We start from the raw sequence: 17,858 nt of genomic DNA on the forward strand, positions 1-17,858 counted from the left end.
GCTCGATCAGCTCCGGCCGGGACGCGTCCCCAGGTCGACGAGCCCGTGCTCGATCGCCGAGACCAGGATCTGCACCCGGTCGCGCACGCCCAGCTTCTCCATCACCTTCACGAACCGCGCCTTCACGGTCGACTCGGTGACGAACAGCTCCTGCGCCATCTCGCGGTTGCTCATCCCGCGGGCGAGCAGGCGGATCACCTCGAGCTCCTTCTCGGTGAGCGCCTCGAGCAGATCGGGGTCCGGCACCGTCTCCGCCGGCACCGACTCCTCGAGCCCCTTCACCACGTGGCGCGTGACCTCGGCGGAGAGCACGGACTCGCCCGCGAGCACCGCGTGCACCGCCGCGATGATCTCCCGCGGCTTCGTGTCCTTGACCAGGTAGCCGGAGGCGCCCGCGCGGAGCAGGTCGACGACGTAGCGGTCCGTGGTGAACGTGCTGAGCCCGAGGATCGCGATGCCCGGGTGCTCGGCGTGGATCCGCTCGGTCGCAGCGACGCCGTTCATGACCGGCATCTGCATGTCCATCAGGATCAGGTCGGGCTGGAGCGTCGCCGCCTGCTGCACCGCGATCCTCCCGTCGGAGGCCTCGCCCACCACCTCGATCGCCGGGTCCTGCGAGAGGTAGTCGCGGAGGATCTCGCGGGTCATCGATTCGTCGTCCACCAGCAGCACGCGGGTCATCGCTCTCGTCCTTCGTCGGTCGCCCCCGCGACGAGCGCACCGGACGCCCGGCCCTCGAGGGGGATGGTCATGGTCGTGGTCCAGCGGCCGCCGCGGGCTCCCGCGTCCAGCCGCCCGCCGAAGACGGCGCAGCGGGCCGACATCGCCTCGATCCCGAGGTGCGAGGAGACGATCGGAGCCGCGGAGGCGATCGCGTTGGAGGAGCTCAGCTGCACCTCGCCCCCCGACACCTCGAGCCGGAGCTGCACCTCACCGGCGGTGTCGCCGTGCTTGAGCACGTTCGTGCCCAGCTCCCGGACCGTGCGCCGCAGCACCTGGCGGAGGCTCGCGGGCACCTGCGCCACGGAGCCCGCCACGTCGAGGCGGACCCGGAAGCCCGCGCGCTCGATCGCGTCGGCGACGTTCCGCACGTCGTGGACGAAGCCGACAGCGGTGGTCGTGGCGCCCGAGACCTCCGGGGTCCCGAGCAGGTCGGAGTCGCCGCGGGCGGGAGCGCCTGCCTCGTCCTCGTCCTGGAGGAGCGTCACGAGGCTCCGCAGATCCTGCAGCGCCTGCTGCGCCGCGTCGCCGATGCTCTCGAGGATGCGCTCGGTCTTGGCCGGGTCCTCGACCGAGGTCGCGCGGCGGGCCTGCATGGCGATGATGGTGACCTCGTGCGCGACGATGTCGTGCAGCTCGTGCGCGAGCCGGGTCCGCTCCTCGTTGCGGATCCGCGCCTGCTCCTCCTGGATGCGGTCGGCCCGGCGCTCGCTCCGCTCGCTGCGGCCCCGGAAGGCGTTCAGGCCCAGCCCGGCGGTGCCGCCGAAGAGGACGAACGCGCCCAGGACGTAGACGGCCGTGCCCATGGCGCGGTCGACGAGCAGCACCGCGGGCAGGAGGACGAGGGTGCCGAGCACGAAGACGAGCCCCGCGCGCCAGGGGAGGAGGAAGGTGACGAAGCCGACCACCACGATGGTCGGGAAGATCAGCGCCGCGAGCAGCAGCGGCGGGGCGCCGAGCATCAGGACGACGGCGTAGACGAGGTAGAGCGAGACCGCCGCGGGGATCGCGCCGGCGAGCAGCGCCAGGAGCGGCAGGTAGGGGAGCGCCAGCTCGATCCAGCCGCGGACCGACGTGAGGTCGACGCTGCCGCCCATCAGGTCGATGACGACGAGGAGCGCGAAGGAGCCGAGGAGGAGGGACCGGGTGATCCAGCCGCCGGGCAGCGTCCGCACGTCATTCGTCCACCGCGTCGTCCCCACCACGGGACCAGGGTACCGAAGCCTTCTCCGAGCCCCGTCGGCCTTCCGTACAAGGGCGGACTGGTCTTTCGTACAGGAGCGGTGCGATGGGGCGTCGCCATGCTGGTGGAGCGGTCGAGCCGATCGCACCCCTCGATCACAGGAGAACGACCATGGCCCCGATCCTCGCCGCCGCCGCACTCGCCCTCGGAGCCGTCCTCGCTCCCGCCGCTGCTCCTGCCGCCGCTCCCGTGCAGGCCGCCTCGTCCGCCGGCGTGCAGACGGTCGCCGCCTCCTACGAGCTGCCGAAGGTGCAGAAGCCGGGCGGCATGGAGTCGATCCAGGACCGCGGCGCCCTCTGCAACCTCTTCGGGATGTGCTGAGCGCAGCTCTCGGACCGGGTCAGCCCTTCAGCGGGTCGTTGCCCCAGTTCATCAGGGAGTAGCGCCACTTCGTCTCGGTGACATCGCCCGAGGGACGCTGCTTCGCGTGCCGGTGCACGTAGCCGACGACCTTCGTCATGTGGGCGTAGTCGTCGTCGCTCAGGTCGGCCTGCTTCGTGCCGAGCAGGTCGACGATGCGGCGCCCGCTCTCGTGGCCGACGGACTCGCCGCCGCCCTCCGGCTTCTGGCCGACCTCCTTCGACTCGTCGGTGCCGAGCCACTCCTCGAGCTCCTTCGCGGTCATGTTCACGGCGTCGTGGAACTCGTCGCGGGTCGTCCGCTTCTCGTCGTCGGTGGGCATCGCGGGGCTCCTCGGGTCGGTCGGTCCGGGTCGGTCGGTGACCTCCAGCGGAGCGTGTCGGAGGGGGAGAGGTCAAGCCCCGTGCGCGGTTCCAGGGCGCGCGTAGCGTCGGAGGAGTCCGCACCAGCCGACCACCGCCGGCGTCCGCCGCCGGCAGAGAAGAGGCCCACATGCCCTCCCGCAACACCCTCGTCCGCAGTCTCCACGACCTCGGAGCCGCCGCCTGGTTCGGCGGCTCGCTCATGGGCGCCGTCGGCCTGAACGGCGCCGCGTCCACCTCGTCCGACCCGGCGGAGCGCCTCCGCCTCTCCTCGAACGGCTGGGCCCGCTGGACCCCCGTGCAGCTCGCCGCGATCGCCGCCCACGGCGTCGGCGGCATCGGTCTCGTCCTCGCCAACAAGACCCGCCTGGCCAACCAGCAGGAGAGCCGCACGAACACCGTCGTCAAGACCGTCGTGACCGGGCTCGCCGGCGCCGCCTCGGTGATCGCCGCGGTCGCCGGAGCGACGCAGGCCAAGCACGCCGACGAGGGCGCCCCCGGCGTGACCGAGGCGTCGGAGCAGAACTCGCAGGAGCTGACCACGGCCCTCCGCGTGCAGAAGGTCACCCAGTGGGCGATCCCCGTGCTGACCGCCGTCATCATCGTCCTCGGCGCCCAGCAGGGCGAGCAGCAGCGCCCCGTGAAGGGCCTCTTCGAGACCACGGCGCGGATGTTCCGCAAGTAGTCCCCGCGCTCGCGCGCAGACCGTCGGCCGAGAGTGCCCGCCGTCCCCCGAGGGTGGAGGGCGGCTGCTCTCGGCCGACGTTCTGCGTGCGGGGTCCGGCTAGCGGCGCGAGGGCCGGCGGCGGACGGTCAGCGCGAGGGCTCCCGCTTGCGAACACGTCGCCTGGTCGGCGTCGGAGCCCTCGGTCCCCTTTTCGACCGTCTCCGGGAACACGCGCCCACCGATCGCTGCCTCTCGATCAGGCGCTACGCTCCGGCATCCCGCTGCTCCTTCTCGGACGTCAGAGCGTCGATCCCGTTCTCGTGCCCGACACAGCTGGCGACCGTGTCCGGATCGATGCCCAGCGCGTAGCGGACCTCTTGTCCGGCGCTCTGCTGTTCAGTCGTGGCCTCAGGGAACGTCGAGTAATAGGCGTCACTGAAATCGGCCGAGTTGGCCATCGTGTTGAGAGTGGACATCTCGGCGATGTAGGAGCCGCGGATCGTCGCGATCTGCTCGGAGACATCGCTCGGCCAGTGGTAGTACGAGTCGTCCAGGAGCGTGAGTGTCCGTCTTGTCAGATCGAGCCGAGCAGACGCAGCGGCGTGCACGCCGGAAGGGTCCGGGTCGCCACCGTTCAGAAGCTCGTCCTCGCCGGATGAGAAGGCGTCGCTCAGATTCTTGATCGCGATGTTGTTGGGGCAGACGAGGTCGAGATAACGGGACGCCGCTTGTGCGGTGTCGAGCTCGACGAACGCAGGTGTCGCGGGCGCCGCAGGTGCAGGGGTCGTCGACTCGGCCGGAGCTGCTGCGGGCGCGGAAGCCGTGCAGGCAGTCAGGAGGAGCATTGCCGCACTGAGAGCTGCAGGGAAAAGGGCTTTACGCACGGCGGCTACTCCGGGGTCGCCGAGCAGAGCGCCGACGCGAAGGCCCCGGTGCTGGTCTGCTCGGCGATGACCTCGCCGTCGAGGGTGATTCGGCAGCTGATCTCGCCTTCGTCATCGCTGCCGTTCGAGGCGGTCAGCGTGAAGCTCTGGAAGGTGAAGTCGCCTCCGGTCTGGACTTGCAGCTCCTTCGTGAAGGGGAGCGCCTGACCGGTGGCCTGCTCGGAGCCGGAGGTTCCTCCGTCGTAGGTCGACCAAGTGATGGAGGCCGCGGTAGCCGAGCCGGTGACCTCATAGACGAGCGTCCGCGGCACGGCAGCGGCCTCGGAGCTCTCGGCCTGCGCGGTGGCGATCGCGTTCGAGACGCCGCTCGCGAATCCGGCCGTGTAGACGATGGCGAGAATGATCGAGAGGACAAGCGCGATCACGTTGAGGACGGTGCCGGCGATGGCCGTGCCGCGAGAGCGGCCCTTGAGGAAGAGGCCGATGATGCCGAGGACGAGTCCGATGAAGGCGAGGAAGCCCGAGGCGTAGTTGACGATCGGGATAAGGGCGCCGATGAGCGCGAGGATTCCGATGATGAGGGAGGCGAGGCCCAGCCCGTTGCCGGTCTTCTTCGGAGCGGAGGGGGCGGAGCCGGGGAATACGGCGGGGTTGAACTCGGTCATCTGCGGAGTATGTCAGAGGCTGACAGGCTGCTGAGAATCCAGAGAGCGGTATTGCTTAGAGATGCCGTCCCGCCTGTGTTGACCCGGCTATCTCTACATAGATAGCCTCAATCCCGTGCAGCCACTCCCTCGCCTCACGCCCGCCACGGCGGACGTCCTCCGGACCCTCCTCGATGCCGACGGCCCGACCTGGGGCATGGTCGTGATCAAGGCCACCGGGCGACCGGCGGGCAGCGTCTACCCGATCCTGGAGCGGCTCGAGGGAGCGGGCTGGGTGGTCTCGGAGTGGGAGGCCGCGAGCGAGCGGAGCGGCCCGCGTCGCCGGCTCTACGAGCTGACCACGGAGGGCGCCCCGGCAGCCCGGGCCGCCGTCGAGCGGATGAGGTCGACCGCGCGGACGGCGCCGCGAGCGGCGGAGGCGACCGCGTGAGCGCGCTCCTGCGGCTCCTGTCGCTGCTGCTGCCCCCGCTCGCCCGCGAGCGCTACCTCGAGGAGTGGCGGGCCGACCTGGCCGGGGCCGCCGAGCTGGGACTGCCCCGGCGCGGCGTCGTCCTCGGAGCGCTCGCCCTGCTGGTGAGCGTCGACCGCGACCTGCCCGCGCACACCGGCGAGGCGCGGGGCACGCTCCCGCGCCGCCTCGCCCGCCGAGGACTCGCGCTCTTCGCCGCGGCGGCGCTGATGCTGAGCGGCATCGCGCTGACCGGCGGCGGGATCGTCCCCGAGCCGGGTGCCGCCTCCGACACCGCCCTTGCGGCCGTCGGCGCCGTGCAGACCGCGGTGCTCGTCGCCGCCGTCGCGGTCGCGGTCCTCGGCGCGGTCCACCTCCTCGGCGCCGCGGCGTCGGCCCGCACGGTGCTCGCGCGGATCTCCCTGGTCGCCGCCGTCGTCGGCCCGGTGCTCACCGCGGCCGGCCTCCTCCTCCCCGGACCCCTCGCCCTCGTCGGCCTGCCCGTCTCCCTCGCCGGACTCGTCTGCGGGGCGATCGTCCTCGGCGGCTCGCGGACCATCGCCCTCGCACCGCGGACGGCGACCCGCGCTCAGCGCCTCCCCGTCGCCCTCGCGGGCCTCGCGCTCGTGGCGGGCGTCACGGTGGTGGGCGCCGTCGACCTGCTGGTCTGGAATCCGCAGGCGAAGGTCCCCGGCGTGGCCCTGGCGGAGATCTACGCGACCATGTCCGAGCGCGACGGCTTCGAGTTCGGCTCCCACGCGATCTGGGTCACCGGGTGGGCCGCCTTCTGGACGGCCGCCGCGATCGTCGTGACGGCCGGCGCCCTCGTCGGCCGGAGGTCGCCGCTCACTCCGCGGCGGATCGCTGTGCTCATGCTCGCCCTGGTCGCCGGCGCCGTCGTCTTCCGCTTCTTCGCAGGGTTCGGCTTCGGGATGTCGGTCGCCGACACCTTCGTCACCTCCGGCGGCGACGGCTCCCTGGTCTCGGCGATCCTGCCGCCGCTCGGACAGCTCGCGCTCGCCGGCGCCGCGATCGCGGTGGGCTGGGCGCCCCGGGTCGCCCGACCGGCGGCGGCCTCCGCGGCCTGACAGTGCTCGTGCCGGCGGAGACTTTCGCCCGGCCGGCTCGGGATCCGCGAGAACGGGACTGCCTGCCGACGTACTTCCCTTCGTGGTGAACACGAACGGCCCGTTCCGGCGCGGCCGAGCGGCCGCCGGCCTACTCCAGTCGCCGCAGGAAGCGGGCCGGCTGGTCGAGGAAGCCGCGCCAGGTCCGCACCAGGTCGAGGTCGTCGTAGCGGCAGGGGCGCAGGCCCGTCTCGTCGAGCTCGTAGAGGTCGGCTCCGGGGAGGGCCGCGAGGATCGGCGAGTGCGTGGCGAGGACGACCTGCGAGCCGCCGGCGACCAGGTCGCGCAGCTGCCCGATCAGGGCGAGGCAGCCCGACACCGAGAGGGCCGACTCCGGCTCGTCGAGGAGCCACAGCCCGCTGATCCGGGAGCGGTTCGCCACGATGTCGAGGAACGACTCGCCGTGGCTCCGCTCGTGGTATCCGCCGTCGATCCCCACCTCCTCCAGGTAGCTGAAGAAGCCGTGCATCGTCTCGGCGCGGAGGAAGAAGCCGCGCTTGGACGCCCCGGCCCCGCGGACCAGCTGGAGGTGCTCGGCCAGGTCCGACTCCGAGGCGCGGGAGGAGTGCATCGCACCCGTGGATCCGCCCTCCGCGTTCAGCCCGTAGGCGAGGGCGACCGCCTCGAGCAGCGTCGACTTGCCCGAGCCGTTCTCGCCGGTGATCACCGTCACCTGGCCGAGATCCCAGCCCTCGGCCAGCACCTGCCGCACGGGCGCGAGCGTCGCGGGCCACCGCGCGAGGTCGGCGGGGTGCTCGGGTCGGGCCTGCACGCGGCGCACCGGGAGGGTCGAGAACACCCGGTCAGTCAAGCAGGTCGACGCTCCAGCCGGCCTCGGCCAGCGCGCGGGCCGTGTCGGCGCGGGGCGAGTAGGGGAGGTCGTCGGCGCCGACCACGCGGTAGTCGGTGTCGCCGGGGCCGACCCAGAGGACGGAGTCGGACGGGCCGGCCCGGTGCAGGGCGGCGCGGACGGCGTCGGCCGGCTCCGCGATCTCGAGCACCTCGCAGCGCTCGACGCGGCGGGCGCCGTCGACCAGGGCGCGGCGGATCCGCGCGGGGTCCTCGAAGCGCGGGTGGTGGTCGGTGACGATCACCAGGTCGGCGCGCTCGGCGGCGGCCCGGCCCATCGGCGCGCGCTTGCTCGGGTCGCGGTCGCCGTCGGCGCCGAGGAGGACGAGCACGCGGCCGAGCGTCACCTCGCGGAGGGCGTCGACGGTGCGCGCGACCGAGTCGGGCGTGTGCGAGAAGTCGAGGAAGACCCGCGGCCCGTCGGCGCCGGACACGAGCAGCGTCCGCCCGGGCACGGTGACGTCGATCCCGGAGCCGACCGCCGCGGCCACCCGGTCGCGCGCGTGGCCCGCCTCGATCAGCATCACCAGCGCGAGGGCCGCGTTCGAGGCCATGTGGCGGCCGAGGAGCGGGACGGTGGTGGTCGTCGACCAGCCGTCGCGGGCGGTGAGCCGGAAGCGGGTGCGGTCGACCGCGGTCTCGAGCACGTCGATCCGCCAGTCGGCTCCGTCCCCGGCCGAGAGCGTGACGACCGGGACCGAGGCTTCGCGGGCGACCCGGCGCCCCGCCTCGGTGTCGACGACCACGACGCCGCGGCGGCTCCGCTCGGGCGTGAACAGGCGCTGCTTGGCGCGGAGGTACTCGTCCAGGTCGCCGAAGTCGTCGAGGTGGTCGTGGCTGAGGTTGGTGAACCCGGCGACGTCGAGCACGATCCCCTCCATCCGGGAGCGCACGAGCGCCTGGGCGCTGACCTCGATCGCCGCCGCCTCGACGCCGTCCTCCGCCATCCGGGCGAGGAGCGCGTGCAGCTCGGAGGCCTCGGGCGTGGTGAGGCGGCTGGCGACGACGTGGTCGGCGCTGCGGCGCTCGGCGGTGGAGCTCAGCCCCGAGACGACGCCCAGCTGCCGGAGCACCGCGTCGAGGAGGTGCACGGTGCTGGTCTTGCCGTTGGTGCCGGTCACGCCGAGGAGCACCGGTCCGCTCCTCGTGCCGTACACCTGCGCGGCGACCGGGCCGAGGGCGGTGCGGGGGTCGTCGCTGAGGAGGACGGGCAGTCCGGAGGCGCGCGCCTCGTCGAGCCCGCCCGCGTCGGTGAGCACGGCGACCGCTCCTGCCGCCGCCGCGTCGGCCGCGAACCGGGCCCCGTGGCTCCTCCTCCCGGGGAGCGCGGCGAAGAGGGCGCCGGGGCCCGCTTCGGTGTGCGCGACGGTCACCGCGGTGATGCGGACGTCGGAGCCGTCGCCGTGGAGGCGGAGCCGATCGCTCGCGAGGTCGGCGAGCGCGACACCGGCGGCGTGGAGCGGTTCGAGGAGCCGGAACACCGGCATGCGGGCCTCCTGCGGGGCGGGCGGGGCGGCGTCGCCGAGGGCCCGCGGGCGCCGCCGGGCGACCGGAGGGGGAGGGCCGAGAGGCCCATGCCTCAGCCTGCGCGCCGCTCCCCCCGATCGGGGAGGCCCTTGCCACCGCCCGCGCGGGCCGCTACCCGCCTCCGCCTACTGCCGCGAGAACGCCTCCTGGTACAGCGCCGCGAGCTCGGGGGAGCTCTCACCGCTGAGGCCGCAGGTCAGGATCGTGTCGCCGTCGGCCGCGACCAGGTAGTCGACCCCGGTCTCGAAGACGATGGGGGCCCCGTCCACCGCCGTCTCCCTGCCCTGGGTGACTGTGACGCCGTCGCCGACCTCGCCCGCGTAGCGCTCGAGCACGTGCAGGGTGACGGTGCTCCCGTCGATCGAGCGGACCTCGGCCCGGAACGCGAGCTGAGCGGGGGCCAGCGCGGCGGCCGTCACCGGCGAGCACGCGGCCATCGGCCCGCCCGTGCTCGGCAGGATCAGCGTCGAGGTGCTGCCCCCGCCCACGCCGAGCGCGAAGGGCAGCAGGAGGGAGGCGGCGGCCCCGGCGCTCAGCGCGCCGACTCCCACGATCAGCCAGGGGGAGCGGCGGCGGGAGTGCACCGTCCGCGTGCCCTCGCCCGTCGCGGCGGCGATCTGCTCGGCGAGCTCGTCGCGGTCGAGCGCGGGGAGGCTCCGCGCGGGGTCGACCGTGCGGAGGAGGCGGCGGACGTCCTCGTCGTCGGTTCCGGTCATCGGAGTCCCCCTTCGGGCGCGTGCGGGTCGGTGGAGTCGTAGAGCTCGGCGAAGCGGCGCCGCGCGCGATGGAGGCGGATCGAGACGGCGTTCGCCGTGACTCCGAGGACCGCGGCGATCCCGCGGACGTCGAGCTCCTCCCACGCCCAGAGGCGCAGCAGCTCGGCGTCCTGCTCGCGCATCCGGGCGAGCACGAGGCGCACGGTCTCCTCCGCGCCCGACGCCTCGCCCTCGTCGATCTGCACCTGGGGCGGATCGACGACCGCGATCCGCTGGGCGAGCATGACCTGGCGGCGCTGCATCCGCCGGGCGTTCTGCAGCTGGAGCCGGGCGACGCCGATCGCCCACGGCACCGGGTCGTCCTCGGGCACGTCGGCGCTGCGGCGCCAGAGCACCGAGAGCGTCGCGGCGAGCACGTCGTCGGCGGTGGCGGAGTCGGTGCGCCGCCAGAGGTAGCGGCGGACGGGATCGGCGACCGCGGCGGCGACCGCGGCGAACCGGTCGGGACCCGCGAGGGGAGCTGGCATGTGCCTCATGCTCCCTCCTGTCCGGGATCGGCGCACATCTTTCACCGGCGCGCCGGGCGGGACTCCGCGCTCTCCCAGCAGCACGGGAGCGCGGGTCGGCACTCAACGCCGCGAGGCGCCGACGAACTCCAGCCAGCCGGCCACGAACGGCTCGATGTCGTCCACCTCGTCCAGCGCGAGAGCGTCCAGATCGACTCCGCGGCACTCCAGCGTGAGGACGTGCCCGCGCACCCACGCGGCCGCGCGCACCGCGCCGGCTCCCTCCCAGACCTCGAAGGGCTCCGGAGCCCCGTCGACCGGGATCTCCGCGATCCGCGTGGGGGCGGGCAGCGCCTCCGGCTGCACGAACGAGACGGGCGCCTCCTCCCGGCAGCAGAGCAGCGCGACGTCGTGCCGCGGATCGCCGAGGGTCGTGCGGATCTCGACGGAGGGCCCCGGCCCGCCCGGGACCGCCTCGTCGGCGAGGAACGAGAGCCCCCGGGGGCCACCCGTCAGCGTCCACTCCGCCAGCAGCCGCGGACCGCTCCAGCCCGAGACCGCCCAGAGCGGGAGGTCGCCGAACGACCCGCGGATCCGCGCGACCCGCTCGGCGAGGTGCGCGGAGAACTCCTCCTCGCCGAGACGCCGCGCTCCGTCCATGGCCCGATCGTAGGTCGGGTGCCGCGGCACGGCCAGACCCCTCGCTACTGTGAACGTCGACCCCCGCCTCCCTTCCCCGCCGAGGAGCCCCATGCCCATCTGGACCCTGCACGGAGACGGCCGCACCGTCGAGCCCGGCGCCGTCGTCGCCCCCGGCGAGCGGCTCGCCTGGCCGGCCACGATCGCCATCGGCATCCAGCACGTCGTCGCCATGTTCGGTGCGACGTTCCTCGTGCCCGTGCTCACCGGGTTCCCGGTCGCCACGACCCTGCTCTTCTCCGGAGTCGGGACGCTGCTGTTCCTCCTGATCACGCGCAACCGGCTCCCCAGCTACCTCGGCTCGAGCTTCGCGTTCATCGCGCCCGTCACGGCCGCGACCACCGTCGGAGGGACGGGGTCGGCGCTCGCCGGAGTCGTCGCCGTGGGCCTCCTCCTGGCCGCCGTCGGCGTCCTCGTGCAGGTCGTCGGCCTCGGCTGGATCGACAGGCTGATGCCGCCGGTCGTCGCCGGCGCGATCGTGGCCCTGATCGGGTTCAACCTGGCTCCGACCGCGTACCTCAGCTTCAAGCAGGCGCCGATCACCGGGACGATCACGCTCGCCGCGATCATCCTGTCGAGCGTGTTCCTCCGCGGCTTCCTCGGCCGCGTCTCGATCTTCCTCGGCGTGGTCATCGGCTACGTCGTCGCCCTGCTGCGGAACGAGATCGACTACTCCGCGGTCGGTGCGGCCGACTGGTTCGGGCTGCCGCCGTTCACCTTCCCCGACTTCGCCTCCGGATCCACGTGGTCGGGCATCGCGATGTTCCTGCCGGTCGTGCTCGTCCTCATCGCCGAGAACGTCGGACACGTCCGCGGCGTCGCGACGATGACCGACGCCTCCGCCAACGCCAGCACCGGCCGGGCCCTGATCGCGGACGGTGTGGCGACCACCCTCTCCGGCGCCTTCGGCGGCTCCGGCACCACGACCTACGGCGAGAACATCGGAGTGATGGCGGCCACCCGCGTGTACTCGACAGCCGCCTACTGGGTCGCCGGCGTCACCGCGATCCTGCTCAGCCTCTCGCCCAAGGTCGGCGCCGTCTTCAACTCGATCCCTGCCGGAGTGCTGGGCGGCGCGACCACCGCGCTCTACGGCCTGATCGGCGTGATCGGCATCAAGATCTGGATCGACAACCGCGTCGACTTCTCGCGCCCGGTCAACCAGTACACCGCCGCGGTCTCCCTCGTGATCGCGATCGCCGGCTTCTCGTTCTCCTCCGGCGGCTTCGAGCTCGGCGGCATCGTCCTCGGCGCCGGCGCCGCCCTCGTGATCTACCACCTGGGCAACGCCATCGCCCGCTGGCGCCGCACCGGCGCCGACGACGGCGGCCCCCTCCCCGCCATCGGCCAGCTCGGCGGCGACCCGCAGGACCGCTGACCGCGGCCTGCTCCGTCCTGCCGCTCCCGAGACGCCGCCGTGCCGTCCGGACGCCGCCCTCCCGCGGACGTCCCGGCGCGCGCACCGCAGCACCGCCTCCGCTTACCACGTTCGGGGCAGTCCGCAACCCGGTGCGCTCCCAGGCGGCTCCCGCCTAACGTCGAGCGTGACGACCGCAGCAGCGGAACGCCGCACACCGAGTGAGACAGCAAGGAGCACCACCGTGCCGCAGATCATCGAGACCGTCGACGTCAACGTCCCCGTGTCCGTCGCCTACAACCAGTGGACCCAGTTCGAGGAGTTCCCGCGCTTCCTCGACGAGGTCGAGTCGATCCAGCAGGTCACCGACACCCTCACCGTCTGGAAGGTGAAGGTCGGCCCCGTCGAGCGCGAGTTCGAGGCGAACATCACCGAGCAGCACCCCGACGAGCGCGTCGCCTGGAACAGCACCGGCGGCGAGACCGACCACGCCGGCGTCGTCACCTTCCACAAGCTCTCCGACACCGAGACCCGCGTCACCGTGCAGCTCGACTGGGAGCCGAAGGGCTTCCTCGAGACGCTCGGCTCGCTCGTCGGCGCCGGCAGCCACGCCGTGAAGAAGGACCTGAACAACTTCAAGGAGTACATCGAGAAGCAGGGCACCCCCGACGGTGCCTGGCGCGGCGACGTCGAGGCCTGAGCCGTGACCGACGCAGCCACCTCGTCCGAGGGCGAGAAGAAGGCGAACGGTCTCGGCGACGACGAGACCATCCCGCACTCCGAGGACGGGCTGGCGGTGGGGGTCTCCGGAGACTCGCACTTCAACCCCGAGGAGGACGCTCCCGAGGAGCCCTCCGAGAGCTGACGTTCTCCTCCGGGGAGCCCGACCGCTCTCCTCCGCGAGATGCCACTTGTGCACATGACACGCCGCGAGGCGTGCGCACAGGTGGCATCTCGCGGTTGAAGGCTCAGCGCCAGGCCCGGGTGTACTGCGGGGGCACCGGCAGGTCCGCGCCGAGCTCGTGCGCCATCCGCACCGGAGCGTTCGGGTCGCGCAGCAGCTCGCGGGCGAGCAGCACGACGTCGGCATCGCCGTTCGCGACCACGCCCTCCGCCTGCTCCGCCGTGGTGATGAGTCCCACGGCGCCGACCAGCGCACCGGTCGCCTTCCGCAGGTCGCGCGCGAACGGCACCTGGTAGAGGGGCGCCACCGGGATGCTGGCGTGCACGAGTCCGCCGGTCGACACGTCGAAGAGGTCCACGCCCTCGGCGCGCGCCCACTCCGAGACGGTGATCGTCTCCTCCAGTGTCCAGCCGCCCTCGGCCCAGTCGGTCGCGGAGAAGCGGACGAGCAGCACGAGCTCCCCGATCTCGGCGCGGACCGCGCGGACGACCTCGAGCAGCAGGCGCGCCCGGTTCTCGAGCGAGCCGCCGTAGGAGTCCTCGCGGGTGTTCGAGAGCGGCGACAGGAACTGATGGAGCAGGTACCCGTGCGCGGCGTGCAGCTCGATCACGTCGAAGCCGGCGTCCGCGGCGCGGCGGGCGGAGGCGCGGAACGCCTCGACGAGGCCGGGCAGCTCCTCCGCGGCCAGCTCGCGCGGCTCCGCGTAGCCCTCGAACGCGACTGCCGAGGGAGCGACGGTCGGCCAGCCGCCGTCCTCCAGCGGCACGGATCCGCGTCCGCTCCACTCGCGGTAGGTCGACGCCTTCCGGCCCGCGTGGGCGAGCTGCACGCCCGCGAGCGCGCCCTGTCCGTGCACGAAATCGACGATCGGAGCCCAGGCGTCGCGCTGCTCGTCGTTCCACAGCCCCGTGTCCCAGGGGCTGATCCGCCCCTCGGGGACGACGGCGGTGGCCTCCGCGATGACGACGCCCGATCCGCCGCGCGCGAGCCCGCCGAGGTGCACGAGGTGCCACGAGGTGGGCACGCCGTCCTGCGCCTCCACCGAGTACTGGCACATCGGTGCCGCCCAGAGGCGGTTGCGCGCGGTCCTCGAGCGGAGCGTCAGCGGCTGGAACAGGGCGGTGTCGGTCATGTCTCTCCTGTCGTGCTTCTCCGCGGAACGCCGCTTCGGTAGGCGATACGCCGGTGAGGGCGCACGCCGGCGGCATCTCGCGGAGGGGGTCACGTGCTCCAACCGGGAGGAGAGCCCGGCTATGCCCGGATCAGCGCGACCAGGTCGCCCCGGGCGCGTCCTGCCAGACGGTGCTCGGCGGAGCGAGCGACTCCAGCTCCTCGAACAGCGCGTCGGGGATCTCGAGCGCGTCGTCGGCCACGAAGGAGTCGTAGTGCTCGGCGGAGGTGGCGCCGACGACCGTCGTCGTCACGCGGGGGTCGCGCGTCGAGAACTGCAGCGCGGCGGCGGCGAGCGGCACGCCCGCCCGGTCGCACGCCGCTCCCATCGCCGCGACGGCGTCGACGATCTCGCGCGGCGCCGGCCGGTAGGCGTAGGAGGCGACGGGCTCCGGCCAGCGCGCGAGGGCGCCTCCGCCGTAGACCGCCGCGTTGACCACGATCACGCCGCGGTCCACGGACGCGTCGATCAGCTCCTCGGAGGAGCGGTCGACGAGCGTGAAGCGGTTGTGGGTGATCACGGCGTCGAACAGGCCGGTGTCGACGTAGTGGCGCAGCATCGGCGCGGGTCCGCCCGAGATCCCGATCGAGAGGGCGACGCCCGCCTCCTTCATCGCGACGAGCGCGCGGACCGGGCCGTCCTCGGCGAAGGCCTCGTCGTAGGAGATGCGCTCCGGGTCGTGCAGGTAGAGCAGGGGGAGGACGTCCATACCGAGGCGCTCGCGGCTCTCGTCGAGGCTGCGGCGCATCCGCTCGGCCGAGTAGCTGCCGGTGCTCGGGTCGCGGTCGAGCTTGGTGACCACGGTGATCCCCTCGGGGACGCCGCCGCGGGCCAGCAGGGCCTCGCCGATCAGGCGCTCGCTGTGGCCGCCGGCGTACTCGTTGGACGTGTCGACGACGGAGACGGCGCGGGTGGCGGCGTCGGAGTCGAGGACGCGCTCGAGGGCCGGCACCCGGTCGAGGTCGGCGACGCGCTCGGGGCGCCAGGAGGTGCCGAGGGTCAGCCGGGTGACGGTGGCGCCGGACGGGCCGAAGGGCCGGAGGCGGGAGGACTGCGGAGTCATCCGCTCAGCCTGGCAGCGCCGGGGTCCTCCCCGCATCCCGCGGCGGATGAACGGTCAGTGGACGAGAGGGCTCTGCCCGACGACGCCGAAGCCCAGGAGCGTCGTCGCGAGCGTCCCGGCGGAGAGGTGGGCGATCCGGAAGACGGTGTCGGTGCGGCGCGGCCGCCTCCGAGGTCGACGCGGTGTCGTGCTCGACGGGATCCCTCCGCGGGGCCTTCCTCGGGGCGCGATGACCGGCGGCGGACCGGCGCGAGGCCGCCCTGACGGCCGGACGCGGGCCGGTGGTGCGGCCTAGGCTCGGCGCGTGACCGTCGATACCGCCGCCGCCGACTCCTCCGCCCGCTCCGCCGTGCTCGACGCTCTCGCCACTCCGGCGCTGGTGCTCGACGAGGCGGTACTCGACCGCGACATCGCCGCCGTCGCCGCGGCTTCCCGCGAGCGGGGCCTGGCGCTCCGCCCCCACGCGAAGACGCACAAGTCGCTCGAGATCGCCCGGCGCCAGCTCGCCGCGGGGGCCGTCGGCCTCACCGTCGCGACCGTCTCGGAGGCCGAGGTCTTCGCCGCGGGAGGGATCCGCGACCTCTTCATCGCCTACCCGCTCTGGGTCGACGCCGAGCGCGCCGGGCGGCTCCGCCACGTCCTCGCGAGCGCCCGTGTGCGGGTCGGCGTCGACTCGGCGGAGTCGGCCGAGCGCCTGGCCGCGGCCCTGCCCGAGCGCGAGGGGCTCGAGGTCGTCGTCGAGATCGACTCCGGCCACCACCGCAGCGGCGTGCTCCCCGCCGAGGCCGGCGCGATCGCCGAGGCCGCCGTCTCGGCCGGGCTCGACGTCGCCGGCGTCTTCACCTTCCCCGGCCACAGCTACGCGGCCGGAAACGGAGCGGCGGCCGCCCGCGACGAGGCGCGCGCGCTCGCCGAGGCGGTCGCGTCGCTCGCGGCGTCCGGAGTCGAGGCCCGCGTGATCAGCGGAGGCTCGACCCCCTCGGCCGCGTTCGCCGACTCCTCGGTGCTCACGGAGCTGCGCCCCGGGGTCTCGGCCCTCGGCGACGCCCAGCAGTGGGAGATCGGCACGATGACGCCCGAGGACATCGCCGTCACCGTCCTCGCCACGATCGTGTCCCGCCGCGGCGACCACCTGATCGCCGACGCGGGCAGCAAGGTGCTCTCCTCCGATCGTGGCGCGGCCTCGAGCGGCTTCGGCCGCCTTCCGGAGCACCCGGAGGCGCGCATCCCGGTGCTCTCGGAGCACCATGCGACGATCACCGGTGTCGACCTGCCCGTGGGGACGCGGGTGCGGATCGCGCCGAACCACGTCTGCGTCGCGGTGAACCTGGCCGACGAGTACCGCGTCCTCCTCCGCGACGGCGGCGGCGCCGTCTGGCCCGTCGACGCCCGCGGGCGGAACAGCTAGGCGATCCGCGAGCGCGGGATCCGCAGGCCGAGCAGCGCGCTCGCCGCCAGCAGCACGAAGGCGGAGGCGAAGGCCGCGGTCGGCGATGCGGCGTCGGCGAGAGCGCCTGCGAGCAGCGGCCCGATCACGCCGCCCAGGTCGGACGCGGCCTGGAACACCGAGACCGGCTTGCCGCCGCGCTCGCCCGCGGCGTCACCGACCAGCGCACCCGGGGCCGTGCCCATGAAGGCGGCCGCCGCTCCGTAGACGCAGAGCAGCACGACGAGCAGCCACAGCTCCGAGACGAACGGCATCGCCAGCATCGCCACCGCCGCGACGGAGAATCCGCCGATCAGCGCCGGGCGCCGGCCGACCGTGTCGACGAAGCGGCCGGCGGGCGTTAGCGCGATCGTCTGCACCACCGCGGCGATCGCGAAGGCGATGCCGGTCCAGGCGGGCTGCCCGCCGAGCCCCTCGATGACGAGCACGGGGACGAGCGTCGCGCGGACGCCCATCGCCGACCAGCCGAGGGCGAAGTTCGCCAGCACCGCGCTCTGGTACCGGCGGTCGCGGGCGACCTCGCGCAGGGGCTTCGTCCTCGCCGCGGCGGACGGTGCCGCGTCGCGCTCCGGCCGCTGCAGCAGGATCAGCCCGACGAGCCCCGCGATCGCGAGCGTGCCGGCGTAGAAGAAGAAGGGGGCGGTGAGCGAGATCGCCGTGAGCACGCCGCCCACCGCGGGGCCCGCCATGCCGCCGAGCAGGAAACCGCCCTGGTAGAAGCCGATCGAGCGGCCGCGCCGCTCCGGGCTCGCGGTGCGCAGGAGGAGCGTCATCGCCGCGACGGAGAACATCGCGGAGCCGATGCCGCCGACTCCGCGCAGCAGGAGGAGGTGCGGGTAGTCGGAGGCGAAGCCGACCAGCGCCGAGGAGAGCGCGACGATGCCGATGCCGACGGCGAGCACGACCCGCTCGCCGAACCGGTCGACGAGCGGCCCCACGAACGGATTCGCGACCAGCCGCATCAGCGCGAACGCCGAGACGACCGCGCCGACCGCCGTGTAGTCGACGCCGAAGCTGCGCACGTAGGTCGGCAGCACCGGCACGACGACGCCGAACCCCAGCATCACGAAGAAGGCGACGACCCCCAGCACGAGCACGTCCCGTGGCAGTCGCTCGCTGTCTCGGGAACGCCACGGGAATCGC

Annotated in this window: 21 protein-coding genes; 8 read left to right on the forward strand and 13 right to left on the reverse strand. The window is 73.5% G+C overall.

Features of this window, described 5'->3' with window-relative positions:
• Positions 1-6: 6 nt before the first annotated feature.
• Complete coding sequence (locus C5C33_RS10100) at positions 7-681, reverse strand: response regulator transcription factor (RefSeq protein ID WP_104225096.1); 675 nt, start codon at positions 679-681, stop codon at positions 7-9.
• Positions 678-1,925: a sensor histidine kinase gene (locus C5C33_RS10105; protein ID WP_258069217.1), complete on the reverse strand. Its 1,248-nt coding sequence runs from the start codon at positions 1,923-1,925 to the stop codon at positions 678-680. Before C5C33_RS10105 ends, C5C33_RS10100 begins: the two co-directional genes overlap by 4 nt.
• 149 nt (positions 1,926-2,074) lie before the next feature.
• On the opposite strand from C5C33_RS10105, the gene C5C33_RS10110 reads away from it, so the two are divergent.
• Complete coding sequence (locus C5C33_RS10110) at positions 2,075-2,284, forward strand: hypothetical protein (RefSeq protein ID WP_104225965.1); 210 nt, start codon at positions 2,075-2,077, stop codon at positions 2,282-2,284.
• A gap of 19 nt (positions 2,285-2,303) precedes the next feature.
• Here C5C33_RS10110 and C5C33_RS10115 read toward each other — a convergent pair whose 3' ends face one another.
• Positions 2,304-2,645 (reverse strand): DUF3140 domain-containing protein, encoded by a 342-nt coding sequence (locus tag C5C33_RS10115; RefSeq protein WP_104246984.1) that lies wholly within the window; start codon positions 2,643-2,645, stop codon positions 2,304-2,306.
• Positions 2,646-2,815: 170 nt separating this feature from the next.
• On the opposite strand from C5C33_RS10115, the gene C5C33_RS10120 reads away from it, so the two are divergent.
• Positions 2,816-3,370, forward strand: coding sequence for a hypothetical protein (locus tag C5C33_RS10120; RefSeq protein ID WP_104225093.1), 555 nt, complete (start codon positions 2,816-2,818; stop codon positions 3,368-3,370).
• 245 nt (positions 3,371-3,615) lie between these two features.
• On the opposite strand, the gene C5C33_RS10125 is transcribed toward C5C33_RS10120, so the two are convergent.
• Both C5C33_RS10125 and C5C33_RS10130 read right to left on the reverse strand, forming a co-directional pair.
• Positions 3,616-4,197, reverse strand: a complete 582-nt coding sequence (locus tag C5C33_RS10125) for a hypothetical protein (RefSeq protein ID WP_104257117.1) — start codon at positions 4,195-4,197, stop codon at positions 3,616-3,618.
• A gap of 44 nt (positions 4,198-4,241) precedes the next feature.
• Entirely contained in the window at positions 4,242-4,901 is a 660-nt protein-coding gene (locus C5C33_RS10130) for an MmpS family transport accessory protein (RefSeq protein ID WP_104261034.1), read from the reverse strand.
• 115 nt (positions 4,902-5,016) lie between these two features.
• On the opposite strand from C5C33_RS10130, the gene C5C33_RS10135 reads away from it, so the two are divergent.
• Together C5C33_RS10135 and C5C33_RS10140 are read left to right on the forward strand one after the other, a co-directional pair.
• Positions 5,017-5,331 carry a PadR family transcriptional regulator gene (locus C5C33_RS10135; RefSeq protein WP_104261035.1) on the forward strand — a complete coding sequence of 105 codons (315 nt, stop codon included), beginning with the start codon at positions 5,017-5,019 and terminating at the stop codon, positions 5,329-5,331.
• Positions 5,328-6,437: a hypothetical protein gene (locus C5C33_RS10140; protein ID WP_104246985.1), complete on the forward strand. Its 1,110-nt coding sequence runs from the start codon at positions 5,328-5,330 to the stop codon at positions 6,435-6,437. The genes C5C33_RS10135 and C5C33_RS10140 overlap by 4 nt, the downstream gene beginning before the upstream one ends.
• A 130-nt stretch (positions 6,438-6,567) precedes the next feature.
• On the opposite strand, the gene C5C33_RS10145 is transcribed toward C5C33_RS10140, so the two are convergent.
• The 5 genes from C5C33_RS10145 to C5C33_RS10165 form a co-directional block, all read right to left on the reverse strand.
• On the reverse strand, positions 6,568-7,275 hold the full coding sequence (locus C5C33_RS10145; RefSeq protein WP_258069218.1) for an AAA family ATPase: 708 nt from the start codon (positions 7,273-7,275) through the stop codon (positions 6,568-6,570).
• Between the two features lie 4 nt (positions 7,276-7,279).
• Positions 7,280-8,812: a Mur ligase family protein gene (locus C5C33_RS10150; RefSeq protein WP_104261036.1), complete on the reverse strand. Its 1,533-nt coding sequence runs from the start codon at positions 8,810-8,812 to the stop codon at positions 7,280-7,282.
• A 165-nt stretch (positions 8,813-8,977) separates the two neighbouring features.
• A complete protein-coding gene (locus C5C33_RS10155) occupies positions 8,978-9,568 on the reverse strand; it encodes a hypothetical protein (protein WP_104237812.1) in 591 nt (196 codons plus the stop codon).
• Positions 9,565-10,095, reverse strand: a complete 531-nt coding sequence (locus tag C5C33_RS10160) for an RNA polymerase sigma factor (protein WP_160033683.1) — start codon at positions 10,093-10,095, stop codon at positions 9,565-9,567. Before C5C33_RS10160 ends, C5C33_RS10155 begins: the two co-directional genes overlap by 4 nt.
• Positions 10,096-10,197: 102 nt before the next feature.
• Positions 10,198-10,734: a hypothetical protein gene (locus C5C33_RS10165; RefSeq protein WP_104225957.1), complete on the reverse strand. Its 537-nt coding sequence runs from the start codon at positions 10,732-10,734 to the stop codon at positions 10,198-10,200.
• Between the two features lie 91 nt (positions 10,735-10,825).
• On the opposite strand from C5C33_RS10165, the gene C5C33_RS10170 reads away from it, so the two are divergent.
• From C5C33_RS10170 to C5C33_RS18520, 3 genes are all read left to right on the forward strand, one after another.
• The gene (locus C5C33_RS10170) at positions 10,826-12,151 is read left to right on the forward strand and encodes a uracil-xanthine permease family protein (RefSeq protein ID WP_104246990.1); all 1,326 of its coding nucleotides are present in this window, start codon (positions 10,826-10,828) and stop codon (positions 12,149-12,151) included.
• A gap of 223 nt (positions 12,152-12,374) precedes the next feature.
• Positions 12,375-12,830, forward strand: a complete 456-nt coding sequence (locus C5C33_RS10175; protein WP_104224157.1) for an SRPBCC family protein — start codon at positions 12,375-12,377, stop codon at positions 12,828-12,830.
• A 3-nt stretch (positions 12,831-12,833) separates the two neighbouring features.
• Positions 12,834-12,995, forward strand: coding sequence for a hypothetical protein (locus tag C5C33_RS18520; protein ID WP_167299017.1), 162 nt, complete (start codon positions 12,834-12,836; stop codon positions 12,993-12,995).
• A 103-nt stretch (positions 12,996-13,098) separates the two neighbouring features.
• On the opposite strand, the gene C5C33_RS10180 is transcribed toward C5C33_RS18520, so the two are convergent.
• The gene (locus C5C33_RS10180) at positions 13,099-14,166 is read right to left on the reverse strand and encodes an NADH:flavin oxidoreductase/NADH oxidase (RefSeq protein WP_104254884.1); all 1,068 of its coding nucleotides are present in this window, start codon (positions 14,164-14,166) and stop codon (positions 13,099-13,101) included.
• A gap of 130 nt (positions 14,167-14,296) precedes the next feature.
• Complete coding sequence (locus C5C33_RS10185) at positions 14,297-15,268, reverse strand: aldo/keto reductase (RefSeq protein WP_181136232.1); 972 nt, start codon at positions 15,266-15,268, stop codon at positions 14,297-14,299.
• A gap of 304 nt (positions 15,269-15,572) precedes the next feature.
• Here C5C33_RS10185 and C5C33_RS10190 point away from each other — a divergent pair, with 304 nt between their 5' ends.
• Complete coding sequence (locus tag C5C33_RS10190; protein WP_258069219.1) at positions 15,573-16,676, forward strand: alanine racemase; 1,104 nt, start codon at positions 15,573-15,575, stop codon at positions 16,674-16,676.
• Here the strand turns inward: C5C33_RS10190 and C5C33_RS10195 are convergent.
• Entirely contained in the window at positions 16,673-17,812 is a 1,140-nt protein-coding gene (locus C5C33_RS10195; protein ID WP_258069220.1) for an MFS transporter, read from the reverse strand. The two genes, C5C33_RS10190 and C5C33_RS10195, sit on opposite strands and share 4 nt — an antisense overlap.
• Between the last annotated feature and the right edge of the window lie 46 nt (positions 17,813-17,858).

The sequence above is a fragment of the Rathayibacter sp. AY1H3 genome, from assembly GCF_002932015.1.